General features: G+C 64.6%; 18 protein-coding genes. 6 read left to right on the forward strand and 12 right to left on the reverse strand.

Annotated features, from left to right (window positions below; translation table 11 throughout):
• Window positions 1-50 precede the first annotated feature (50 nt).
• Window positions 51-1,556, forward strand: coding sequence for a putative bifunctional diguanylate cyclase/phosphodiesterase (locus tag AC07VS_RS08000; protein ID WP_494750656.1), 1,506 nt, complete (start codon window positions 51-53; stop codon window positions 1,554-1,556).
• Between the two features lie 32 nt (window positions 1,557-1,588).
• On the opposite strand, the gene AC07VS_RS08005 is transcribed toward AC07VS_RS08000, so the two are convergent.
• Window positions 1,589-2,383 carry a DODA-type extradiol aromatic ring-opening family dioxygenase gene (locus AC07VS_RS08005; protein WP_494750657.1) on the reverse strand — a complete coding sequence of 265 codons (795 nt, stop codon included), beginning with the start codon at window positions 2,381-2,383 and terminating at the stop codon, window positions 1,589-1,591.
• Window positions 2,384-2,573: 190 nt separating this feature from the next.
• Between AC07VS_RS08005 and AC07VS_RS08010 the strand changes: the two genes are divergently transcribed.
• Window positions 2,574-3,773: a tetrahydrodipicolinate N-succinyltransferase N-terminal domain-containing protein gene (locus AC07VS_RS08010; protein ID WP_494750658.1), complete on the forward strand. Its 1,200-nt coding sequence runs from the start codon at window positions 2,574-2,576 to the stop codon at window positions 3,771-3,773.
• Window positions 3,774-3,920: 147 nt separating this feature from the next.
• Here the strand turns inward: AC07VS_RS08010 and AC07VS_RS08015 are convergent, their stop codons facing one another.
• From AC07VS_RS08015 to AC07VS_RS08035, 5 genes are all read right to left on the reverse strand, one after another.
• The gene (locus tag AC07VS_RS08015; protein ID WP_494750659.1) at window positions 3,921-4,340 is read right to left on the reverse strand and encodes a hypothetical protein; all 420 of its coding nucleotides are present in this window, start codon (window positions 4,338-4,340) and stop codon (window positions 3,921-3,923) included.
• Window position 4,341: 1 nt separating this feature from the next.
• On the reverse strand, window positions 4,342-6,819 hold the full coding sequence (locus tag AC07VS_RS08020; protein ID WP_494750660.1) for a M30 family zinc metallopeptidase: 2,478 nt from the start codon (window positions 6,817-6,819) through the stop codon (window positions 4,342-4,344).
• Between the two features lie 205 nt (window positions 6,820-7,024).
• Window positions 7,025-7,480, reverse strand: a complete 456-nt coding sequence (locus AC07VS_RS08025; RefSeq protein ID WP_492346623.1) for a hypothetical protein — start codon at window positions 7,478-7,480, stop codon at window positions 7,025-7,027.
• Window positions 7,481-7,586: 106 nt separating this feature from the next.
• Window positions 7,587-8,501 (reverse strand): 1-acylglycerol-3-phosphate O-acyltransferase, YihG family, encoded by a 915-nt coding sequence (yihG, locus tag AC07VS_RS08030; protein ID WP_494656247.1) that lies wholly within the window; start codon window positions 8,499-8,501, stop codon window positions 7,587-7,589.
• 91 nt (window positions 8,502-8,592) lie between these two features.
• Window positions 8,593-9,651, reverse strand: coding sequence for a quinone-dependent dihydroorotate dehydrogenase (locus AC07VS_RS08035; protein WP_494750661.1), 1,059 nt, complete (start codon window positions 9,649-9,651; stop codon window positions 8,593-8,595).
• A 74-nt stretch (window positions 9,652-9,725) separates the two neighbouring features.
• Here AC07VS_RS08035 and rpiA point away from each other — a divergent pair, with 74 nt between their 5' ends.
• The 4 genes from rpiA (at window position 9,726) to AC07VS_RS08055 (ending at window position 13,484) form a co-directional block, all read left to right on the forward strand.
• Entirely contained in the window at window positions 9,726-10,412 is a 687-nt protein-coding gene (gene rpiA / locus AC07VS_RS08040; protein ID WP_492346630.1) for a ribose-5-phosphate isomerase RpiA, read from the forward strand.
• Between the two features lie 171 nt (window positions 10,413-10,583).
• Window positions 10,584-11,570 (forward strand): TRAP transporter substrate-binding protein, encoded by a 987-nt coding sequence (locus tag AC07VS_RS08045; RefSeq protein ID WP_492346631.1) that lies wholly within the window; start codon window positions 10,584-10,586, stop codon window positions 11,568-11,570.
• 95 nt (window positions 11,571-11,665) lie between these two features.
• Window positions 11,666-12,181 carry a TRAP transporter small permease gene (locus AC07VS_RS08050; protein WP_492346632.1) on the forward strand — a complete coding sequence of 172 codons (516 nt, stop codon included), beginning with the start codon at window positions 11,666-11,668 and terminating at the stop codon, window positions 12,179-12,181.
• 19 nt (window positions 12,182-12,200) lie between these two features.
• Entirely contained in the window at window positions 12,201-13,484 is a 1,284-nt protein-coding gene (locus AC07VS_RS08055; protein ID WP_494750662.1) for a TRAP transporter large permease, read from the forward strand.
• A 73-nt stretch (window positions 13,485-13,557) separates the two neighbouring features.
• Here AC07VS_RS08055 and AC07VS_RS08060 read toward each other — a convergent pair whose 3' ends face one another.
• The 6 genes from AC07VS_RS08060 to AC07VS_RS08085 all read right to left on the reverse strand — a co-directional run bounded on the left by AC07VS_RS08060 (window position 13,558) and on the right by AC07VS_RS08085 (window position 21,005).
• The gene (locus AC07VS_RS08060; protein WP_494656242.1) at window positions 13,558-15,516 is read right to left on the reverse strand and encodes an ATP-binding protein; all 1,959 of its coding nucleotides are present in this window, start codon (window positions 15,514-15,516) and stop codon (window positions 13,558-13,560) included.
• Complete coding sequence (locus AC07VS_RS08065) at window positions 15,513-16,331, reverse strand: phosphate/phosphite/phosphonate ABC transporter substrate-binding protein (protein ID WP_494656241.1); 819 nt, start codon at window positions 16,329-16,331, stop codon at window positions 15,513-15,515. The genes AC07VS_RS08060 and AC07VS_RS08065 overlap by 4 nt, the downstream gene beginning before the upstream one ends.
• Before the next feature lie 311 nt (window positions 16,332-16,642).
• A complete protein-coding gene (locus AC07VS_RS08070; protein WP_494750663.1) occupies window positions 16,643-17,344 on the reverse strand; it encodes a DUF4124 domain-containing protein in 702 nt (233 codons plus the stop codon).
• A 36-nt stretch (window positions 17,345-17,380) separates the two neighbouring features.
• Window positions 17,381-19,402 carry a M3 family metallopeptidase gene (locus tag AC07VS_RS08075; RefSeq protein WP_492346637.1) on the reverse strand — a complete coding sequence of 674 codons (2,022 nt, stop codon included), beginning with the start codon at window positions 19,400-19,402 and terminating at the stop codon, window positions 17,381-17,383.
• 31 nt (window positions 19,403-19,433) lie between these two features.
• Window positions 19,434-20,291, reverse strand: coding sequence for a bifunctional methylenetetrahydrofolate dehydrogenase/methenyltetrahydrofolate cyclohydrolase FolD (folD, locus tag AC07VS_RS08080; RefSeq protein WP_492346638.1), 858 nt, complete (start codon window positions 20,289-20,291; stop codon window positions 19,434-19,436).
• A gap of 87 nt (window positions 20,292-20,378) precedes the next feature.
• Window positions 20,379-21,005 carry a response regulator transcription factor gene (locus tag AC07VS_RS08085; RefSeq protein WP_019576848.1) on the reverse strand — a complete coding sequence of 209 codons (627 nt, stop codon included), beginning with the start codon at window positions 21,003-21,005 and terminating at the stop codon, window positions 20,379-20,381.
• Window positions 21,006-21,008: the final 3 nt, after the last annotated feature.

The raw sequence follows: 21,008 nt of genomic DNA on the forward strand, positions 1-21,008 counted from the left end.
TTGACATTGCCAGGGTGTTGCAAATAGAAATCTGACGCATCATCACCGGCATGGCAGACTTTCAAATCTCGTTGGAAATTCTGGCCTTCAGCCTGTTGTGTACCTTTGTGGCCCTGGGCCTGCTGTTGCGTGAACGCTGGCGGTCGAGGCGCATCCGGGCGAAGTTGGTGACGGTGTCCGAAGAAATGGATGCCCTGTCGCTTTACGACAGCAATACGGGCCTGCTCAATCGGCATGGCATCGAGACCGCGCTGGGTCATTGGATCGCCCGGGCTGATCGGGACGGCAGCGCGTTTTGCGCTGTGTTCCTGAGCATCGATGAGTTCAAATCCCACAATCAGGCCTTTGGCCAGGAGTTTGGCGATCGGCTGATCAAGCTGAGTGCGCAGCGGCTGGGGTCTTCGCTGCCCGACGGTGCTGACCTGAGTTGTTTCAACGACGGTGAGTTTGTGTTGCTGCTGTCGGGCAACGAGGCGGTGGGCTTGGACACGGCCCGCCTGTTGCTTGACCGGTTTGCCCAGGCCCTGATGCACGATGACGGCACCACCGTGCTGACCTGTTCCATCGGGGTGTCGGTCTACCCGGCGCATGGGGGCCGTTCGCGGCTGTTGGTGAATGCGTCGATTGCAGCCCGCCAGGTGGGGCGGCAGGGGGGCGGCGACTTTTGCCTGTACGACCCCCAGATGAGCGCCGATCTGCGTGAGCAGACCCTGTTGGTGGCGGACCTGCGTCAGGCCATCGAACAAGGGCAACTCGAGCTCTATTTCCAACCCAAGGTGGATGCCCGCACCCTGCACATCACTGCAGCCGAGGCCTTGCTGCGCTGGCATCACCCCACGCGCGGGCACGTCAGCCCGGCGGTGTTCATTCCCCTGGCCGAACGCAATGGCCTGATCGGCACCATTGGCAACTGGGTGATCGAAGAAGCCTGCCGGGTGGCGGGGCACTGGCGTGAGCTGGGCCTGCGCATGCGGGTGGCCGTCAATATCTCGGGCTATCAGATGCGCCAGGACGATCTGGTGGAGCGCATCGCGGAGGCATTGCGTCGCCACCGCCTGCAGCCCGGGCGTTTCACCTGCGAGATCACCGAATCGGTGGCCATGGAAGATACCAAGGGCACCCAGCAGACCTTTGAAAAAATGCGCTCGATCGGCCTGCATGTGTCGATCGATGACTTTGGCACCGGGTATTCGAGCCTGGCCACCCTGCGCCGGCTGCCAGCCTCTGAGCTCAAGGTGGATCGGGCCTTTGTGTCTGACCTGGCCGAGAGCGAAGACGCCCGCTCGATTGCGAACTCGATCATCGGGCTGGCCAAGGCCCTGAACCTCAAGGTGGTGGCCGAAGGGGTGGAAACCCAGCAGCAGTGCGACTGGTTGATGAAAATGGGCTGCGATGAGTTGCAGGGCTACCTGTTCTCGCGCCCGATTCCGGCGGCCGAGATGGAGCGCCTGGCCTTGGCGGCCCCCAGCGAACGGCGTGGGCCGGGCTTCAGTGACTCGCTGTTCAATGCCACGGTGGTGGCCGACTTGGCCGAGCTTTCCGACCTTCCTCGCTAGGGCGGCACGCGCAGAGCCGGGGCTTGGCGCACTCAGTCGAAGGCCCAGGCTCCCAGGGCGCTGGGGCCCACCGCGCCACGCCACAGGCTGCGGCCCGGCGCATCAGAGCCGGCCCCACTGGCCACCATCAAGGGCAGCAAGTGCTCTTCGCGCGGGTGCGACGCCAGACCGCCCGGGGCCCGGTGCCATTGCGCCAGGTGTTCGGTGCGCTGGGCCTGAGGGCCTTGCAGAGCGGTGTCGAGCCAGTCGTGAAAATCGTGCGACAAGGGGGCGGCCAGGGCGAATTGACGCAGGTTGTGATAGCTCATGCCGGCGCCCACGATCAGCACGCCTTCGTCGCGCAGGGGGCTCAGGGCGGCACCCAGCTGGCAATGCAGCGTGGGGTCGAGGCTGGCTTGCAGCGACATGGCCACCACGGGCACGTCAGCCTGTGGGTACATCACCTTGAGCGGTATGAACACACCATGGTCCCAGCCGTAGTCGGTGTCGACCCGGGCCGGCAGGCCGGCGCCGTGCAGCAGGTCGCAGGCGCGCTGGGCCAGCGCAGGCAGGCCGGGCGCCGGGTATTGCAAGGTGTAGGTCTCGGGCGGAAAGCCGTAGTAGTCGTAGATCAGCCCGGGCTGGGGCCCCCCCGTGAAGCTGGGCACCTCGGTCTCCCAGTGGGCGGTGATGATCAGGATGGCCTTGGGCGTGGCGGGCAGCAAGCTGTTGACGCTGCGCAGAAAGTCTTCGGTGGCCTGGTAGCGCTGCTTGCGTTCACCGGTCATGAAGAACGAGGGGCCACCGCCATGCGGCAGGTACAGGGCAGGCAGGCGCGTAGAGGTCACGTGGGCTCCGGTGGGGTTCAACTGTGCGGCTGGATGTTACCCCGGCCGATCACCGGGTCGGTCCCCAGCCGATCACCCCCCACAGCCCACGGCCATCCGCGTGGGTTGAGGCGGGCAGGGGGGCATCGCCCTTATAATTTTGGACATTTTTCGTCAATATCAGCCCGAGCCGGGGCGAAGGAATCAGATAATGAGCCAGACTACCCAAGATTATCCGCAAGACGCCGACGCATTCAAGCGCGTCGTCAGCGATTATCAAGCCACTGCGGCTTATAAGAATCCGATTTTGTTTGCGGTGGGGCGTCAGGTTTATACAGCAAACCGCACGCTGGCTTCGGTGCGTTATCCGGTGGTGAATGGCCCAGGCCAGAATACCGGCAGCGCCGCCATTTTGATGAAGGTGCTCGGCGTTGAGCCCGCGGGTGTGCAAAACGTGGTGCTGAGCGCCGCACAACTGGCCGAGGCCCTGCGTTACTTTGCCCCGTTTGTGAACGACGGCAAGCAACACCCCAATCTGGTGGCCCTGCAGCAGGCGGCAGCCCAGCTGGCAGCCGCCCCGGCCGGCGCCGCTTCTGAAATCGTGGCCACTTTCATCTTTGATGACATTGATCCGCAAGGCGTTGAAGACAGCACCCTGAAGCTTTATGGCCTGAGCCAGCGCCATTTCAAGCCGAACCAATTGAATCTGACCAAGATTTTCACCAAGTTCCCGAATGTGGCCTGGGTGGGTGATGTGCCGATGGACGCGGCTGAAATTGACCAGGCCTTGATGGGCGCTGCATTTGGCAATACCGAATTTGCCCCGCACATGGTCGACAAGTTTCCGCTGTATGTGCACCGCATCAATACCGTGAAAATGGGCGTGCGCATCACCGACCAGCACAAGGTGCGTCTGGGTGCCTACCTGGGCGAGGGCACCACCCTGATGCCGGGGGCCAGCTACATCAACTTCAACGCGGGCACCGAAGGCCCGTCGATGGTTGAAGGCCGCATCAGTTCGTCGGTGTTCGTGGGCGCGGGCACCGACCTGGGCGGTGGCGCCTCTACGCTGGGGGTGCTCTCGGGGGGCAACAACACGCCGATCTCGGTGGGCCGCAACTGCCTGCTGGAGGTGAACTCGGCTTTGGGCATTCCGGTGGGGGACGCCGTGATCCTGGCGGCTGAAGTGGCCTTGATGGCTTCGTCGCTGGTGAAGGTGGACATCGAAGGCCATCCGCTGAACGGCAAGACCGTGAAGGCCATCGAGCTGGTGGGCATCAATGCCGTGACGTTCCGCCGTCACAACCAGACGGGTGGTCTGGAAGTGGTGCGCACCCGTCGCAACATCGATTTCGCCAAGAAGCTCGACAACGGCGAAGACATCCTGAACGGCGACCTGCACAAGAATTGATCGACGGCTGACACGGCAGGCCTTTCGAGAGGCTTGTCGACCCGTTCGACCCAGCCCGCTTGCGCTTGCGCAGAGCGGGCTTTTTTGTATGGGGCCTTGCCGCGGTATGACAGGAGGATCGGCGTGGCTGGCGACCAGCCCGGGGAATCAGCGCAGCTTGAGTGAAAACTGGCAGCGCAGGTTTTCCGGGGCGCCCAGTTCAGGTCGCTGCAAGCCCTTGAGGCTGCTCAACTGCAGAACCCGCTTGCCCAGCAGGCCGTTTGATGCGTCGCCGCTGGCCTCGACCTGACAGTTCTGCCTGGGCTCCAGCGTTGCGTCGGGCAGGGCGGCTGGCAGTTCAAGCCGCCAGACCTGGCCTGAGTCGGTCTGCAAGGCCCACCACGAGAAGGGGGCGCTGCCCTTGCGTGTCAGCAGGCCGACCCCTGTCCAGGCCGTGACCGAATCGTTGTCCACGCGCGCAGGCCGGGGGCCTGCGGCGGTGGCGGATTCCGGGCTGGCACAAGCCGCCAGGCCCAGGCCGCAGGCCAGGGCCAGCATCAGGCGCAGCGCCGTGGTGTGTTGGGTCATGTCAGCGGATCACCAGCGTCAGGGTGCTGCCGGCGGGCACGATCACGTTGTTGCGCACATAGCTCACGGCGCCGGCACCGAGGGTGTCCACACTGTAGTAATGGCTGGTTGCCTTGAAGCCGGAGGCGTCAATCGGTGTCGGTTGGGCAGGGAGGTAGGACACAAACTGCGATGTGTCTACCGCCCCCAGGGTGTAGCCGCCATCAGTTTTACTGGGCAGACCATAGTGGTCGATGGCCGAGGACAGTGGCAGCGCAGCGAACAGTGCCGCACCGAAATGAGAGAACTCGTCAGCAAAGCCGCTGCCCCCATTGGCCTTGATCAGGGCATCGAGGCAGGTGTAACTGCCATTGCTGGTGCTACCGTCGTTGCAGTTGGTGATCAGCTGCTTGTAGATCGCCAGGCCGTACCGTCGATTGATGAAGGCGCCAAACGAGCCCCCGATGGCGTAATGGGCGTCGGCGAGGTCGAGCCAGTTGATGTACGAGGTGCCGCCCCCGGTCGCCATGTAGGTGGGCACGCGGATCGACGCGATCGGGTTGTAGCCTGCATTGACCACTGGCGTCACGATGTCTTCGGTCATCATCGCGGACGTCTCTTCCAGCCACGTGTCGTGCGCGGTGTCGCGGGCCACGGCGCGCTGGTAGAAATTGGTCATGTGTGTGGCTTCGTGGAGCAACGACGATAGGGCGTAGGCCCGTGAGGCCTGGATCTGATTGGCGTTGATGAAAAACACCAAGGCCTGATTCGAATTGGCCATCGACGCGTCGGCGGATTGCAAGAAGTTGTTCACGCCATAAAAGTAGCCTGCCCAACCGGCGGTGTCGGGGGCGTTGACGATGGCGATGTTGATGTCCTGCAGGTTGCTGCCGTCCTGGATCAACTGGGTCGGGTAGCTGCTGGCCGCTGCCCCCCAGACGTCGCCGAGCAGGCTGTTCATCCGATCAAACCCCCCTGACGTGCCACAGACCGTGGCCTGCATGGCGGTGATGTCACTGGCGGTGACCACGCCGGCCCGCGTGGCATTGGGGTCCAGCCAGAACACCACGTTGCGCCCGGATGGCAGGCCGCACGTGGCCACCACGGTGGTGGCGTAGGGCACGGGCGTGGTCTTGCTGTCGAAGAGGTCATTCCAGGTGCGCGAGGCACCGACCGACGGCGTGGGGCTGGCCTGAGCGGCCCGCCCAGCCGGGGGGGCTGCCTTGCCACTCGACAACAGGCGCGACAAGGCTTGGTTCTTGGCCAGCAATTCGCTGTGGAAATGGGCCTCGGTTGCGGCACTGATCAGGCGTTCAGGGGCTTTCACTGTCGCCTTGGTGCCGGCAGCCGTGGTGGTGAGCGAGCTGAGCACTGGGCTGCTCAAGGTGCCCAAGGATGGGCTTTGGGCTGCTGTCGTGGTGCCGGTGTTGGCAAAGAGCAGGGTGGCCCGTTGTCCGGATTTCACGCCCGCGATGTTGATGTTGAGAACCGCGGGTGCGTTGTCGGGGTTGACAAAGCGCCAAGCTCCTACGCCGTTGCCCGAGTAGGTGTTGGCGCTGAGTGCACCGCAGTTGCTGCCACTGCAATCGACGCTGAGGGCATTGCTGGCTGCGGTACCTGCGACGGCTTGTTGAAGCGACGCTGTGGCGCTGCCGCCATTGCTGTCTTGCACCGTCAGGCTCACGGCATAGGTACCGGCGCTGGTGTAGGTGTGGGTGACGCGGCTGCCGGTCCCGGTGCTGCCATCGCCAAAGGCCCATTGGTAGCTCAGGGCCAGGCCCTTGGCACTGGTGGCACTGCCCGTGAAGCTGACCACCTGGCCCACCGTGGGCAAGGTGGCCGAACTGCTGATGGTGGGTGTGGTCACCGCAGGGGAGATGACCGTGATCTGCTGGCTGGCGGTCGTCGACTGGCCGGCCGTATTGGTGGCCCTGACGCTGAGGGTATAGGTACCCGCTGAGCTGAAGGTGTGGCTGACATTGGCGCCTGTGGCACCCTGGCCATCGCCGAAATCCCAGCTGTAGCCCAGGTTGAGACCCAAGGGGTCGGTGCTGCTGGCACTCAGGCTGGTGGACGCCGTGGCATAAATTGCCGCGCCGTTGTTGATCGTCAACTGGGGGGTCGAAGGGGCCGAAGACAGCACCTGGATGGGAAGGGTGCTGGCGGTGGAAACGTTGGCCGTGTTGGTGGCTGTCAGTTTCAGGTTGTAGGTGCCGGCCGCCGCGAAAACGTGCGCCACACTGGTGCCGGTGACGGCGGATGAGCCATCGCCAAAATCCCAGGTGAAGCTGAGGGCGCGGCCTGCGGGGTCGGTGCTGCTGGCCGTGAACTTGACCGTGTTCTGCGCGTAGGCGGCACTGCCATTGGTGATCGCGACCGTGGGGGCGGACGGCGCTGTGCTGGTGCTTTGCCCGCCGTTGCCGGTGTCGTTGCTAGCGCCACTACCGCCGCCGCTGCCGCCGCCGCAGGCACTCAGCCCGATCACAAGGGCCCCCGCCAAGATCATCGAACCGAGCGATCGGCCTGGAGCCCTGAGATTCACGTAACAAACCACCATGAAATTACACCCCTTTTACTCATTGGTAATTTTTAGCACTTGATCATAGTGACAAATATGGGGTAAGTGCCCAACCGTGGTGGCTGGGCAGTGAGGGCGGTCGCAGGCCCGCCTGGTTTCCGGGAGGGCCTGGGCTGCCTAGGGTGGATCAGTACTCCGACGGGTCTTGCATCAGCTCGTAGCCCACCTTGACGCCGATCACGGCGCTCATCTTGATCAGGGTCTTGTGGGCGCACTGCTTCATGAACTCGGCGTCGGCCGGGCCGGCGTTGTGAGCCTCCCACATCACCGAGATGTACTCGGCATCGCCCAGCTTGAGTTCAACCACATAGCGCAGCACGGTGTAGTCCTCGGCTTCGGCGTCGCCGGTCTCGTCTTCGAGCAGCTCGAAGAAGGTGGCGATGCGGCAGGTGAAGCCGGTGCGTTCGTTGACGAACTCGGCATCCCATTCGGGTTCGCCGAAGCGCTCGATCCAGCTTTCCTGGTGGGCGGTGCCAAAGTTGAAGCCCTCCACGCAACTGGTGAAGATCTCAGCCGGCGTGAGGCCGTTGACCAGGGGCTGATCGAGGGGGATGGACTTGTCGGTGTCCCGGGTGTTGGGCATGGTGGCTCCAGTGTGTGTGGTGCGGGCCGCGGTTGCGGCCCGACGGGGGGATTGTGGCCTGCCGGATGTGGCAGGTGTTTGACGGCGGCCGGGTGGCCGCCGTGGCTCAGCGTTTGCCTGGAGCGGGCTTGGTTGGCAGCAGGGTGTCGATCTCGGCGTCCTTGCGCTCCCAAAGATCACCCAGCCAGCGGTGGAAAGTACCGCGGAATTCAGAATCCTTGTCGTAGTCGCCCTGGGCAAACTCGGGCGGAATGGCCACCTGGTGCACGCGCATGATGACGCGGGGGCAACGCCCGCACAGAAAATCCCAGAAGCTGGGCACGCCATCGGGGTAGACGATGGTGGCGTCGATCAGCGAGTGAAACCGCTCGCCCATGGCGTTGAGCGACAGGGCCAGCGCGCCGGCCTTGGGCTTGAGCAGGTGGCGGTAGGGCGACGAGGTGCGGCGGTGCTTGTCGGGGGTGAAGCGCGTGCCTTCGGCAAAGTTCATGATGCTGGTGGGCACCTGGGCAAATTTCTCGCAGGCCTTGCGGGTGGTTTCGCGGTCTTGATCGCGCAGGCCCGGGTTTTTGCGCAGGGCATCGCGCGAGTGGCGCTTCATGAACGGAAAATCCAGCGCCCACCAGGCCAGGCCGATCACCGGCACATAGATCAGCTGCTGCTTGATGAAGAACTTGAGCATCGGGATGCGGTGGTTCAACTGGTGTTGCAACGCAAAGATATCGACCCAGCTCTGGTGATTGGCATTGACCAGGTACCAGCCCTGGTAGGGCAGTTGCTCGACGCCTTGCACATCCCAGCGGGTGCGTTGGGTGAGGGCCATCCAGCCGCTGTTGCAACTGATCCAGGCCGTGGCGATGCGGTTCAGCCAGGGGTCGATGAAGCTGCGCACGCCTTGAAAGGGCAGTACCAGCTTGAACAGCGCCAGGATGAACAGCAGGGCGCACCAGAACAAGGTGTTGAGGACCAGCAGCACAAAGGCGATGACGCCCCTGAGCAGGGGCGGGAGAAAACTGAGCATAGGGAGCTTGGCGAACAAGGGTGAGGGTGGGGCATTGTGCCCAAGCCCGGGAAAGCAAAACCTGAGCTAGGTCAGGCTTTTTCGTGGCGCGTCAATGCGGGTGGTGCGCCTTGAGCGCGGCGGCGGCTTCGCCCACCAGGGCCGGGCCGCGGTAGATCAGGCCCGTGTAGAGCTGTACCAGGCTGGCGCCGGCTTCGAGCTTGCTGACGGCGTCGCGGCCGCTCAGCACACCGCCCACGCCGATGATGGGGTAGGCGGGGCCCAGTGTGGCCCGCAGGCGGCGGATCACGCGGTTGCTGGCTTCCAGCACCGGGGCGCCGCTGAGGCCACCGGCTTCGTCGGCGTGGGCCTGGCCCTTGACGGCATCACGGCTCAGGGTGGTGTTGGTGGCCACCACACCGTCCATGCCGTGGCGCTGCAGGGTGGCGGCAATCACCTCGATTTGGGCCTCGTCCAGGTCGGGGGCGATTTTCACGAACAAGGGCACGCGGCGGTTCTGGGCGGCTTGCAGTTCGGCGCGCCGGGCGGCCAGGGCCGACAGCAGTTGGTCCAGGGCTTCATCGCTTTGCAGGGCGCGCAGGTTTTTTGTGTTGGGGCTGGAGATGTTGACTGTCACGTAGTCGGCATGGGGGTAGACGCCGTCCAGGCAGGTCAGGTAGTCGCTGGTGGCCTGTTCGATGGGCGTGGCAGCGTTTTTGCCGATGTTCAGACCCAGCAGCATGGGTTGGCTGCCGCCCTGGGTGCGGAAGCGGGCGCGTTTGACGTTGGCGATGAAGGCGTCCAGGCCTTCGTTGTTGAAGCCCAGGCGGTTGATCAGCGCGTTGCTCTGGGGCAGGCGGAACATGCGCGGCTTGGGGTTGCCCGGCTGGCCCTTGGGGGTGACGGTGCCCACTTCGACAAAGCCAAAGCCCAGGGCGCCCAGCGCGTCGATGCAGCGGGCGTTTTTGTCGAGCCCGGCGGCCAGGCCGATGCGGTTGGGAAAGCTCAGGCCAGCCACGGTCACAGGGTCGCTCACCCGGCTGCCAGCCCAGGCCCATTGCAGCGGCGTGCCTTGGGTGCGCGCCAGGGCGTTCAGGGTCAGTTCATGGGCCTTTTCGGCGTCCATGCTGAACAAAAAGGGGCGGGCGAGGGCATAGGGCAGAAGCGACATTGGATAATTCGGGCGTTTTGTAAGTCTTCCCCCGATTTTCCCCCAATCCCTCACCCCACTTCCCCGGATTCCCCATGAGCACCACCACCTACACCCAAGACGAACTCAAGGCCCTGGTTGGCCAGGCCGCGCTGCACTACGTGGTGCCAGGCGAAATCGTGGGGGTGGGCACGGGCTCGACGGTCAACAAGTTCATCGATGCGCTGGCCAGCATGCGCGACCAGATCCCGGGTGCGGTGTCCAGCTCCGAGGCCTCGACGGTGCGACTGAAGGCCCTGGGTATCCCGGTGCTGGATGCCAACGAGGTCAGCAGCCTGTCGGTCTACATTGATGGGGCCGATGAAATCGACGGCAACGGTTACATGATCAAGGGCGGCGGTGCGGCCCTGACGCGCGAAAAGATCGTGGCCAGCCTGTCCAAGCGCTTTGTCTGTATTGCCGACGAGTCGAAGAAGGTGCCGGTGTTGGGCGGCTTTCCGCTTCCGGTCGAGGTGATCCCCATGGCCGCCCAGCGCATCATCCGGCAGTTTGCCGCCCTGGGCGGTGAGGGCAGCGTGCGCCTGAAAGACGGCCAGCCCCTGATCACCGACAACGGCCAGGTGATCGTGGATGTGCGCGGCCTCAAGATCGCCGACCCGCTGGCCTTTGAATCCGAAGTGAACCAGTGGCCTGGCGTGGTGACCGTGGGCGTGTTTGCCCATCAGAAGGCCGCCGTGTGCCTGCTGGGCACGCCGCGTGGTGTGGAAACCCTCAGCTACTGAGACCTGTTTTGAGCCCGGGCACCGGGCTGCAATCTGCATTGGCGATGGCCCCCATGTCGTTTGGGCAAGGGCGGCGCAGCCATGGTTGAGCCCTGCGGCACACGAGGCTTGTGAATGTGAAACCTACAATTACAGGTTATTTAACATATTCACAACATAGAGATAAACACCATGTTTCTGCGTCGCACGATTCTGTCTGCCTGCGTGGCATCGGCCCTGGTGGCCTGCTCTGGCATGGCCTTGGCCCAACAGGCCAAGGAGGTGAAGCTGGGTTATGCGCTGGCCATCAATTCGCACTATGGTGCCGCCGCCCAGGCCTGGTCTGAATCGGTAGAGAAGGCCACCAACAACGCCTTCAAGTTCAAGCAGTTCCCTTCCAGTGCACTGGGCGGTGAGCGCGAACTGATCGAAGGCCTGCAGTTGGGCACGGTCGAAGCGGTGATTGTTTCCACGGGGGCCTTGAGCAATTTCGTGCCGGATGTGGGTGTGGTGGACATTCCGTTCCTGTTCCGTGACACCGCGCACGCCCGCGCCGTGCTGGACGGCAGCTTCGGCCAGGACCTGCTGGGCAAGTTCAAGGCCCGCGGCCTGATCGCCCTGGCCTGGGGGGAGCAGGGCTTTCGCCACCTGAGCAACAACAAGGTGGCGGTCAGCAAGCCCGAAGACCTCAAGGGCCTGAAGATCCGGGTGACCGAGAACCCGGTGCACATCACGGCCTTCCGCACCCTGGGTGCCTCGCCCACCCCCATGGCCTGGCCCGAAGTGATCGGGGCCCTGCAGCAAGGCACCATCGACGGCCAGGAGAACCCGATCTCGGTGTTTGTGTCGGCCAAGCTGTGGCAGGTGCAGAAGCACCTGACGCTGACCTCGCACGTGTACGCACCGATGGCGCTGATTGTGTCGCCTGGATTCTGGGGCAGCCTGAACGATGCCCAGAAGGCCGCCTTCACGCAAGGTGCCAAGGCCGGTGCGCTGGCATCGCGCAAGTTTGTGGATGAGGTCGAGAAGAAGGGCGTTGAAGAGATCAAGTCGCATGGCGTGCAGGTGGTGACCCAGGTGGATCGTGCGGCCTTCCAGGCGGCCTTGGCCCCGGCCTACAAGCAGTACGCCAGCAAGTTCGGCCAGAAGACGCTGGACGAGATCAGCCACGCCAAGTAAGCCGGTCCGCCTGGCCGCCGCAGGTGGCCGGGGCCCGTCTTTTCCCCCACCTTCACGGCGCCCCAGTGGCGCCGTGTTCACCTGTTCCATTGCCTATGTTCAATCGCCTTGAACGCGTCCTGGTGGCCTGCAACCGCTGGGTGCTGATTCTGTTGTTGCTGGTCATGGCCTGCATCGTGTTTGCCAATGTGGTGCTGCGCTACACCACGGGCGACTCCATCGTCTGGGCCGAAGAGGTGGCCCGCCACCTGATGATCTGGGGCACTTTTCTGGGGGCCGGCCTGGTGCTGCGTTTTGGTGGCCATGTGGCCATCGACAACCTGCATCAGGTGGTCAGCACCCCGCTGGCCCGGTTGCTGCGCACGGTGGTGGTGGTGGGCATGGGCTTGTTCTGTGCCGTGATGACGTATTTCTCCATCCTGTATGTGTGGGCCACGCGGTTTCAGACCACGGCGGCCACCGACATCCCGATTGCCTACATCTACACGGCCATGCCGATCGGCTTTGTGCTGATGCTGCTGCACCTGATGTTTGTGGCGCGTGGCTACATCTCGGCCGGCCGCTTTGAAGAGTCGGACGAGATGGATGCCGAATCGGCTGCCTCGCTGTGAACGGCCGGAGACAACACCCATGACCCTGACTCTTTTCATTGCCGCCATCGTCTTGATGACGCTCGGTTTCCCGGTGGCCTTTGCGTTGGCCATGTCGGCCTCGCTGGCCGTGTTTGTCGGCGGGCGCTACCCGCAGTTGATCGTCTTCAAGGAGATGTTCACCGGCATCGACAGTTTTCCGCTGATGGCGGTGCCCTTTTTCATCCTGGCCGCCGAGATCATGTCGGGCGGTGCGCTGACGACGGTGCTGTTGCGCTTTGCCGCCCAGTTTGTGGGCCACCTGCGCGGCGGCCTGGGTTATGCCAACATCCTGTCGCTGACGCTGTTCTCGGGCATCTCGGGCTCGGCCCTGGCCGATGCGGCCGGCCCGGGCTCGATGATGGTGAAGATGATGGAAAAGGCGGGCTACTCGCGTGCCTACGCGGCGGCACTGACGGCCAGCACGGCCATCGTGGGGCCCATCATCCCGCCGTCGATCATCATGATCATCTACGCTTTGCAGGATGAGCAGGTCTCGGTGGGCGGGCTGTTCATCGCGGGGTTCATCCCCGGCCTGCTGATTGCGCTGGCCATGGCAGTGGTGAACTGGCGGGTTTGCCGCGAGCGTGACTACCGCTCGCGCGAGCCGCAGCCTTCGGGCCGCGAGATGCTGGTCAACAGTTTCAAGGCCATCCCGGCACTGGGCCTGGTGGTGTTGATTCTGGTGGGCATCCGCTTCGGGATCTTCACCCCCACCGAGGCGTCGGTGGTGGCGGTGTTCTATGCCCTGGTCTGCGGCAAATGGGTGTATCGCACGCTGGAGTGGAAGGCGCTGCCGCACATTGCGGCCCGCTCGGCCTTGCTGACGGCTTCGGTGTTGTTGGTGGTGGCGGCGTCGGCGGCCTTTGCCTGGGTGCTGACCGTGGAAGGCGTGCCTCAGCAACTGGCGCAGACCATCGTGGGCTGGAACCTCTTGCCTGTCACCTTCCTGATCGCGGTGAATGTGCTGTTGCTGCTGTTCGGCATTTTCATGGAGCCCTTGCCGGGGGTGATGATCCTGGTGCCCATCCTGGCACCGATCTCGGCGGCGCTGGGCATCGACCCGATCCATTTCGCGATGGTGGTGATCGTGAACCTGACCCTGGGCATGATCACGCCCCCGGTGGGAGGGCTGCTGTTCGTGACTTCGGTGGCCACCAAGGTGCCGCTGAAGGACCTGACCCGCGAGCTGCCCTGGTTTTTGCTGGCGCACCTGATCGTGCTGATCCTGTTGACTTTTGTGCCGGCCATCTCGACCTGGTTGCCGCACGTCTTGGGGTTTTGAGCCGCAAGGTGTTTTGAGTTGCCAAGAAGAAGGGCCCCGCGGGGCCCTTCTGTTTGGGGGGGATGCTTCGACATCAGGCCGAGGGAGGTGCAGGTGCCGGACCTTCCGTCACAGGCACCCACAGGGTTACTTCGGTTCCTTGGCCCAACTCGCTGTGCAGCTCGACCGTGCCGCCGTGCAGCTCGATGATCTCTTTGACCAGGCTCATGCCCAGGCCGGTGCCCGGGATCTGGCCCGAGGTGTCGGCGCGGTAGAAGCGCTCGAACACGCGAGCCACTTGCTCGGGCGTCATGCCCAGGCCCTGGTCGCGCACCCGGATGCCCAGGCGGCCGGGCTGGTCGGGGTGGGCCTGCAGCAGGCTCACGCTCACGTCGCCCCCGTCGGGCGAATACTTGTAGGCATTGGAGACGATGTTGCGCACCGCCTGCATCAGCTTCTTGCGGTCGGCCCGCACCCACATCGGGCCGGCTTCGGCCGGCAACAGCGGGCCCTGCCGGCCTGCGGGCACACCGAAATCGACCACCACCTGCCGGGTCAGCGCGTCGGCATCGACAGCCTGAAAGTCGAAGTCCTGGCCGCGGCGCTCCTCGATGCGCACCAGGTCCAGCAGTTCGTTGATGATGGCAATCATCAGTTCGGACTGGCGGTAGATGATGCCCAGCACCTCTTTGCGCTTTTCTTCCTTGAAAGGCATGTGCAGCATCAGCTCGGTGTAGCCAAAGATGCTGACCATGGGGGTGCGCAATTCATGGGCCGCGTGCGAGAGGAACTCACTCTTCATGCGGTCCACTTCGGTTTCGTGGGTCACGTCGCGCAGGTACAGGATCTGCGACACCGATTCGGCGGCCGATTCGCGCAGGGCCACCTGCAAGACCCGGTGGAGGGGCGCCGCCAGTTCGATCTGATGGCGCGGGCCGGCGCCCGGGCCGCGCCCGGTATGGGACGGCTCCAGCAAGGCTGCCAGCCCCGGAAAGCGGGCCTTGGGCTGGCAGGCCTGGGCCAGGCGCGCTGAAAAGCAGGCTTCGTCCAGGCCCACCACGTCACTGGTGCTGAGGCCAGTCAGCCGGTGGAAGGCCGGGTTGGCGTACTTCACGTGTTGCTCGCTGTCGAAGGCCACAAAGCCGTCGGGGCTCAGCTCGAAGATGGCATTGAGCTGCTCGTTGCGGTCACCGATGCGCTGCAGGGCGTCTTCCAGCTCTTGCTGGGTTTTGAGCCGGATGGCGTTCTCGGCGCTCAGTTGGGCGTGGCTCAGGGCCAGTTCGCGGTTGCGCTCTTGCAGCGAGGCAGCAATGTCGGCGGTCTCCTGGTTGGCACGGGTGAGTTGTTCCACCCGCTCGGCAATGGCCCGCGACATCACGTTGAAGGCGGCACCCAGGCGGCCGACATCATCCTGGCCTTCGGGCACGGGCTGCATGGTGAGCTGCCCCTGGGCCACACGCAGGCTGGCGGTCGTCAGCACCGACAACTGCCGCGTGATCAGCAGGCCCAGCAGCGTCAGCAGGCCCGCCGACAGCAGCAGCTCGGACAGCGCAATCAGCACGCCCTGGGTGACCAGCTGCTGGCGTGCCACCAGGATGCGGGTCAGGTCCAGGCCGAACTGCAGCTTGCCCAGCGTCTGGCCTGACTGGCGGATGGGCAGGGCCATGTCGTAGCGGGGCGGGGTGTTGGCGGCATCGAGGTTGAACTCACCCGTGACCGGGGGCAGGGCCTTGCCAGTGGGCCAGCCACTGGTGGCCACCACCTCGCCACTGGCATCGGTCACGGCCAGGTATTCGATGCCATGGATGGCATGGCTTTCATCGAGCACGGCCTGCACGGTGGCGTAGTCATACTGTGCGAGCGGGGCCACCAATGCCGCCGACAGCACGGGGGCGATCTGGTCGGCTTGCTCGCGGGCCTGGTCGCCCATGGCGTCGTGCAGCAGCCGCAGGCTGTTGCCCACCAGCAAGGCGAGCATCACCATTTCGACGAGCAGGGCGGCCATGAGCAGGCGCCCGCGCACAGTGCGCCAAGGCAGGTGCAGGCGCATCATTTGCCTTGCTTGAGCGCCAGCCGGACCTCGTTGGCGTAGGGCTCCAGGGCCACCAGCTCACGCGGCTCCAGGGCCCGGTAACCGCCCAGGTTGTAGCGGTTGAAATACTGCTTGGCTTCGGGGGTGTCGGCAAAGGCACGCAGATGCGCCAGGATCTCGTCATAGCGTTTGGCGTGGCGCTGGTTCAGCACGTAGACGCGGCCGGCCATGGGCAGGCTTTCGGCCACCACGCGCAGGCGGTCGCGCACGGCGGGCTGAAGGTTCTGGAAGTTGGCCAGCGACATGAAGCCCACGCTGCCTTCACCCTTGAGCAGCAATTGGCCCACGCTGTCTGATGCGCTGACATAGCGCATGGTGGTGTTGCTGACGCTGTTGCGGATCAGCCAGTGCTGCCCCCACAGGGTGACCAGCGAGCTGGCCGACAGGCCGATCACGGGTTTGCCGTTGAGGTCTTGTGGGTTGCGGTAGTCGCTGTCAGGGCCCACCAGGGCCACGGCCTTGAAGTCGTTTTGGTAGGTGAGCAGAGGGCGGTAGGCGGCGTCGGTCTGCAGCAGCCGGGCCTGGTGACCGGTGGTGATGGCCATGTCGTATTGCTGGGCTAGGGCCCGGCGTGCGAATTCAGTGAAGTCGGGCGCGGTCACGATCTCGACCGGGTGTTCCAGGGCTTTTTCAAGGTACAGACGCAGGGGCTGGTACATCTCCAGAATCACCCGGGCGCTGGAGTGGGGGGCCACCCCGATGCGGAAGGGGGCCGCGCCCGTGGGGCCTGGGGCTGCCGAGGCCAAACCGGCCAAGCCCAGCAGGGGGAGGAGCATGAGCAGGGCCAGAGCCCGCAGGAAAGTGCGCATGAGAAACCTTGAAGAAGACAGCCGGCAGCGGTGAGCCCGCCGCGGCGGCATCGCCCGCTCATTTCTGACGACGGACGGGCTTCGAGTTTAGTGGCATCGTGAGCCCTTGGCACGCTTTGGAGGCCCCTGCTGTTGACCAAGGTCGTCTTGAAGGCGCTTGAATCCAGCCTGAGCCGAGAGGGGACCCCGGCTCAGAAGTGCCGACCCAAAAGCGCAGGCTTGAAAGTACCGACTGCAAAAACGCCTACTGCAAAGGCGCCGGCTGCAAAGGCGCAGGCTCAGAACTGAAGCCCTGCAGGGTTGTTTTCAGTGGCGCGCCTGGGGGCCACCGGCAATTCAGGGGCGGGCTTGGCTTTGGGCTTGGCGTCACTGAGGGGCTTGGCTGGGGCATCGCCCGCGGGCACCAGTGGCTCAGGGGCCGGGCGGCGGTAGGCGGCAGGCAGCTGGATCTGGGGCGGGTAGCCGGCAGCATCCAGGTAGCTCTTCCATTCGTTCTCCTGCAGGCCACGCAGGAACTGGCTGCTGATGCTCAGCGCGGGCAGGGTGTCGCTGCCGCTGAGCTGCTTGAACGCGCTGATGTCGGCGTTGGAAATGATGGTTTTTTCGGCAAACGGGATGCCACGGCTGGTCAGCACCTGGCGTGCGGCGCTGCAGACATCGCAGTCACGGGTCACATAGAGGGTGACGGGGTACTGGTTGGCAATGCGCCGAAGGTCGGGTGGCAGGGTGGCATTGGCCTCGGCCTGGCTGCTGCCGGAGCGCACGGTGGCGACCTTGGCATCGGGTTTTTCGGGCGGCCGGTCTGAAAACGTGACTTTGCCGTCAGGGCCCACGATGCGGTAGACCTGCTGCGCCTGCACGGGGGGGGCCGCCATCAGCCCCGCTCCCAGGGCCAGCAGAGCCCCCAGCAGCAGGGGGCTGGACACCCGCAGGTGTCTGACCGAGGTCGAGGTCTGAAAGGCTGAAGTGGGGGCGGCCATGGTCAGTGAGCAGGGGTTGTCTGCAGGGGCAGGGTCTCAGTTCATGCCCTGGTGGCGCAGCAGCGCATCCAGGCTGGGTTCACGGCCCCGGAAGGCCTTGAACGATTCCATGGCCGGGCGGCTGCCACCGGCCTCAAGAATGGACTGGCGATAGCGCCGGCCGGTCTCGGGGTTGGGGCTGCCATCGGGCAGCACGCTTTCTTCGAAGGCAGCGTAGGCATCGGCACTCAGCACTTCGGCCCATTTGTAGCTGTAGTAGCCGGCGGCATAGCCACCGGCAAAGATGTGGCTGAAGGTGTGGGCGGTGCGGCTGAAGACCGGCGGTTGCAGCACGGCCACTTCGCGGCGCACGGCGGCCAGCACGTCCATGAAGGCGTCGGGGGCGTCGGCCCGGGTGTGCAGTTCCATGTCGAACAGCGAGAACTCGATCTGGCGCAGGGTGCCCAGGCCGCTCTGGAAGTTCTTGCCCGCGATCATCTTGTCGAACAGGGCGCGCGGCAGGGGCTCGCCGGTGTCCACGTGGGCGGTCATGTGGCGCAGCACGTCCCACTCCCAGCAGAAGTTCTCCATGAACTGGCTGGGCAGTTCGACGGCGTCCCACTCGACCCCGCTGATGCCTGATACGTCGCGCTCGCTGACCTGGGTCAGCAGGTGGTGCAGGCCGTGGCCGAATTCATGGAACAGGGTGATCACGTCGTCGTGCGTGAGCAGGGCCGGCTTGTCGCCCACGCCGGAGGCAAAGTTGCACACCAGATGGGCCACCGGGGTTTGCAACTGGCCGTTGTCGGGCCGCAGCCAGCGGGCGCGCACGTCGTCCATCCAGGCGCCACCGCGCTTGCCGGTGCGGGCGGGTTGGTCGAGGTAGAACTGGCCCACCAGTTGCCCGTTGCGTTCGATGCGGTAGAACTCGACGGCCGGGTTCCAGACCGGGGCCTGGTCACGCCGGATGTTGACTTCGAACAGGGTCTCGATGATCTTGAACAGGCCTGCCAGTACCTTGGGGGCGGTGAAGTACTCTTTGACCTCTTGCTCGCTGAAGGCGTAGCGCGCTTCCTTGAGCTTTTCGCCGATGTAGGGCCAATCCCAGGGCTGGGGATCGGCCAGGCCCAGTTCGGTGGCGGCGAACTGGCGCATGTCGGCCAGGTCTTGCTCGGCGTAGGGCCGGGCCTTGCGGCTGAGGTCACGCAGAAACTCGCTGACCTGGGCTGGCGAATGGGCCATCTTGGGCACCAGGGACACCTCGCCAAAGTTGGCGTAACCCAGCAGCTGGGCTTCTTCGTGGCGCAGGGCCAGGATCTCGCGGATCAGCGGGGTGTTGTCAAAGCGGGCGTCACCCAGCTCGCTGGCGCGGGTGACATAGGCGGTGTAGAGCTTTTCGCGCAAGGCGCTGCTGTGGGCGTACTGCATCACGGGCAGGTAGCACGGCATCTTGAGCGTGAGTCGGTAGCCTGCCTGGCCTTCGGCCTCGGCGCCTTGGCGGGCCGCCTGCACCACGTCGGCCGGTACGCCGGCCAGCTCGTCTTCGCTGGCGTAGTAGGCGAAGGCATCGGTGGCGTCGAGTGCGTTCTCGCTGAACTTCTGGGTGACCTCGGCGTGACGTTCCTGGATCTGGGCGAAACGCTCACGGGCAGGGCCCTGCAGCTCGGCGCCTGAAAGCACGAAATTGCGCACGGCATTCAGGTGGGCCTGGCGCTGCTCGGTGTTGAGGCTGGCCACGTCGATGGCCTTGTACTTGGCGTACAGGCGTTCGTCGGCGCCCAGGCGGGTCCAGAACTCGGTGACGCGGGGCAGGGCCTCGTTGTAGGCGGCACGCAGCTCGGGCGTGTCGGCCACGGCGTTCAGGTGGCTGATGGCACCCCAGGCGCGGCCCAGGCGTTCGGTGGCCACATCCAGCACCCGCGCGATGGCCAGCCAGTCGGCTGGAAACCCGGGGGCGGTGACGGTTTCAAGGGCCTGGTTGGCATCGGCGAGCAAGGCGTCGATGGCCGGGGCCGCGTCGTCAGGCTGGATCCGGTCGAACAGGGGCAGGTCGGAGAAGTCGAGGAGTGGATTGCTCATGCTTTGGATGGTGGCGCCGAAAGGGCTGGCTTCAAGCCCCAGAGGCCGCACGTTCTGCGGCTTCGAGGGTGTTGACGAGAAGCATGGTGATGGTCATGGGGCCCACGCCGCCGGGCACGGGGGTGATGTGGCTGGCGATTTCGCGCACGCCGTCGAAGTCGACGTCGCCGCACAGCTTGCCTTCGTCATTGCGGTTCATGCCCACGTCGAGCACGACGGCACCGGGCTTGACCATGTCGGCGGTGAGCACGTTGCGCTTGCCCACGGCAGCCACGATCACGTCGGCCTGCAGGGTCTGGGCCTTCAGGTCGCGGGTGGCGCTGTGGCAGATGGTGACGGTGGCGTTCTTCTGCAGCAGCATCAGGGCCATGGGCTTGCCCACGATGTTGCTGCGCCCGATCACCACGGCGTGCTTGCCCTTGAGGTCGTAGCCGATGGATTCGAGCATCTTCATGCAGCCGTAGGGGGTGCAGGGCCAGAAGCCGGGCATGCCGGTCATCAGGGCACCGGCGCTGGCGATGTGAAAACCGTCCACGTCTTTCAGGGGCGAGATGGCTTCGATCACCTTCTGGGCGTCGATGTGCGCGGGCAGCGGCAGTTGCACCAGGATGCCGTGGATGCTGGGGTCGTTGTTCAGGGCCTCGACGCGGGCCAGCAGGTCGGCCTCGCTCATGTCGGCTTCGTATTTCTCGAGCACCGAGTGCAGGCCGCTGTCCTGGCAGGCCTTGACCTTGTTGCGCACATACACCTGGCTGGCCGGGTTGTCACCCACCAGCACCACGGCCAGGCCGGGGGTGACGCCCTGGGCCTTGAGGGCAGAGGCGCGTTCGGCCACCTGGGCGCGCAGTTGCTTGGAGAGGGCGTTGCCGTCGATGAGTTGTGCGGTCATGTTTTCGGATTCTCAAGTAAAAACGCCCGCTGGAAGCAATCAGGCGGGCGAAGTTGGCTATGACGTTGATAGCAAAAATGGGGGTGATCAGGCTTTCGGGGCGTTTTGTCCCAGCGCGATCTTCAGCAGGTCGGCCACGGTGTTGGCATTGAGCTTTTCCATGATGTTGGCGCGGTGGGCCTCGACCGTCTTGATGCTGATGCCCAGGTCGTCGGCGATCTGCTTGTTCAGGCGGCCGGCGACGATGCGCTCCAGCACCTGGGCTTCGCGCGAGGTCAGCTTGGACAGCAGGGCGTCGCGGCTGGCGGCCTGCTGGTACTCGCTGAAGGCGCCCTTGGCGTGTTCGAGCATGCGCTCGACCAGGCCCAGCAATTCTTCTTCCTTGAAGGGCTTCTGGATGAAATCCATGGCGCCCTTTTTCATGGTGTTGACAGCCATGGGCACGTCGCCGTGGCCGGTGATGAAGACGATGGGCAGGGGGGAGCGGCGCTCCAGCAGGCGGTCTTGCAGTTCGAGACCGGTCATGCCGCCCATGCGGATGTCGACGATCAGGCAGGCGACCTCACGCGGGTCGTAGCGGCTCAGAAAGGCTTCAGCGGATTCGAAGCAGCGAACCCGGTAATCCTTGCCTTCGAGCAACCATTGCAGGGAATCACGGACGGCTTCGTCATCGTCAACAACGTAAACAGTGCCCTTCTTTGGAATCAAACTCATGCG

The sequence above is a fragment of the Curvibacter sp. GW821-FHT01G03 genome (assembly GCF_059422285.1).

Bases quoted from the DNA above. Each gene is read 5' to 3' on its own strand.
- AC07VS_RS08045 (WP_492346631.1), top strand. From the start codon at position 10,584: ATGTTTCTGCGTCGCACGATTCTGTCTGCCTGCGTGGCATCGGCCCTG.
- AC07VS_RS08085 (WP_019576848.1), bottom strand. From the start codon at position 21,005: ATGAGTTTGATTCCAAAGAAGGGCACTGTTTACGTTGTTGACGATGAC.
- AC07VS_RS08050 (WP_492346632.1), top strand. From the start codon at position 11,666: ATGTTCAATCGCCTTGAACGCGTCCTGGTGGCCTGCAACCGCTGGGTG.
- AC07VS_RS08015 (WP_494750659.1), bottom strand. From the start codon at position 4,340: ATGACCCAACACACCACGGCGCTGCGCCTGATGCTGGCCCTGGCCTGC.
- AC07VS_RS08065 (WP_494656241.1), bottom strand. From the start codon at position 16,331: ATGCTCCTCCCCCTGCTGGGCTTGGCCGGTTTGGCCTCGGCAGCCCCA.
- AC07VS_RS08035 (WP_494750661.1), bottom strand. From the start codon at position 9,651: ATGTCGCTTCTGCCCTATGCCCTCGCCCGCCCCTTTTTGTTCAGCATG.
- folD (WP_492346638.1), bottom strand. From the start codon at position 20,291: ATGACCGCACAACTCATCGACGGCAACGCCCTCTCCAAGCAACTGCGC.
- AC07VS_RS08000 (WP_494750656.1), top strand. From the start codon at position 51: ATGGCAGACTTTCAAATCTCGTTGGAAATTCTGGCCTTCAGCCTGTTG.
- yihG (WP_494656247.1), bottom strand. From the start codon at position 8,501: ATGCTCAGTTTTCTCCCGCCCCTGCTCAGGGGCGTCATCGCCTTTGTG.
- rpiA (WP_492346630.1), top strand. From the start codon at position 9,726: ATGAGCACCACCACCTACACCCAAGACGAACTCAAGGCCCTGGTTGGC.
- AC07VS_RS08070 (WP_494750663.1), bottom strand. From the start codon at position 17,344: ATGGCCGCCCCCACTTCAGCCTTTCAGACCTCGACCTCGGTCAGACAC.
- AC07VS_RS08055 (WP_494750662.1), top strand. From the start codon at position 12,201: ATGACCCTGACTCTTTTCATTGCCGCCATCGTCTTGATGACGCTCGGT.
- AC07VS_RS08075 (WP_492346637.1), bottom strand. From the start codon at position 19,402: ATGAGCAATCCACTCCTCGACTTCTCCGACCTGCCCCTGTTCGACCGG.
- AC07VS_RS08025 (WP_492346623.1), bottom strand. From the start codon at position 7,480: ATGCCCAACACCCGGGACACCGACAAGTCCATCCCCCTCGATCAGCCC.
- AC07VS_RS08060 (WP_494656242.1), bottom strand. From the start codon at position 15,516: ATGATGCGCCTGCACCTGCCTTGGCGCACTGTGCGCGGGCGCCTGCTC.
- AC07VS_RS08010 (WP_494750658.1), top strand. From the start codon at position 2,574: ATGAGCCAGACTACCCAAGATTATCCGCAAGACGCCGACGCATTCAAG.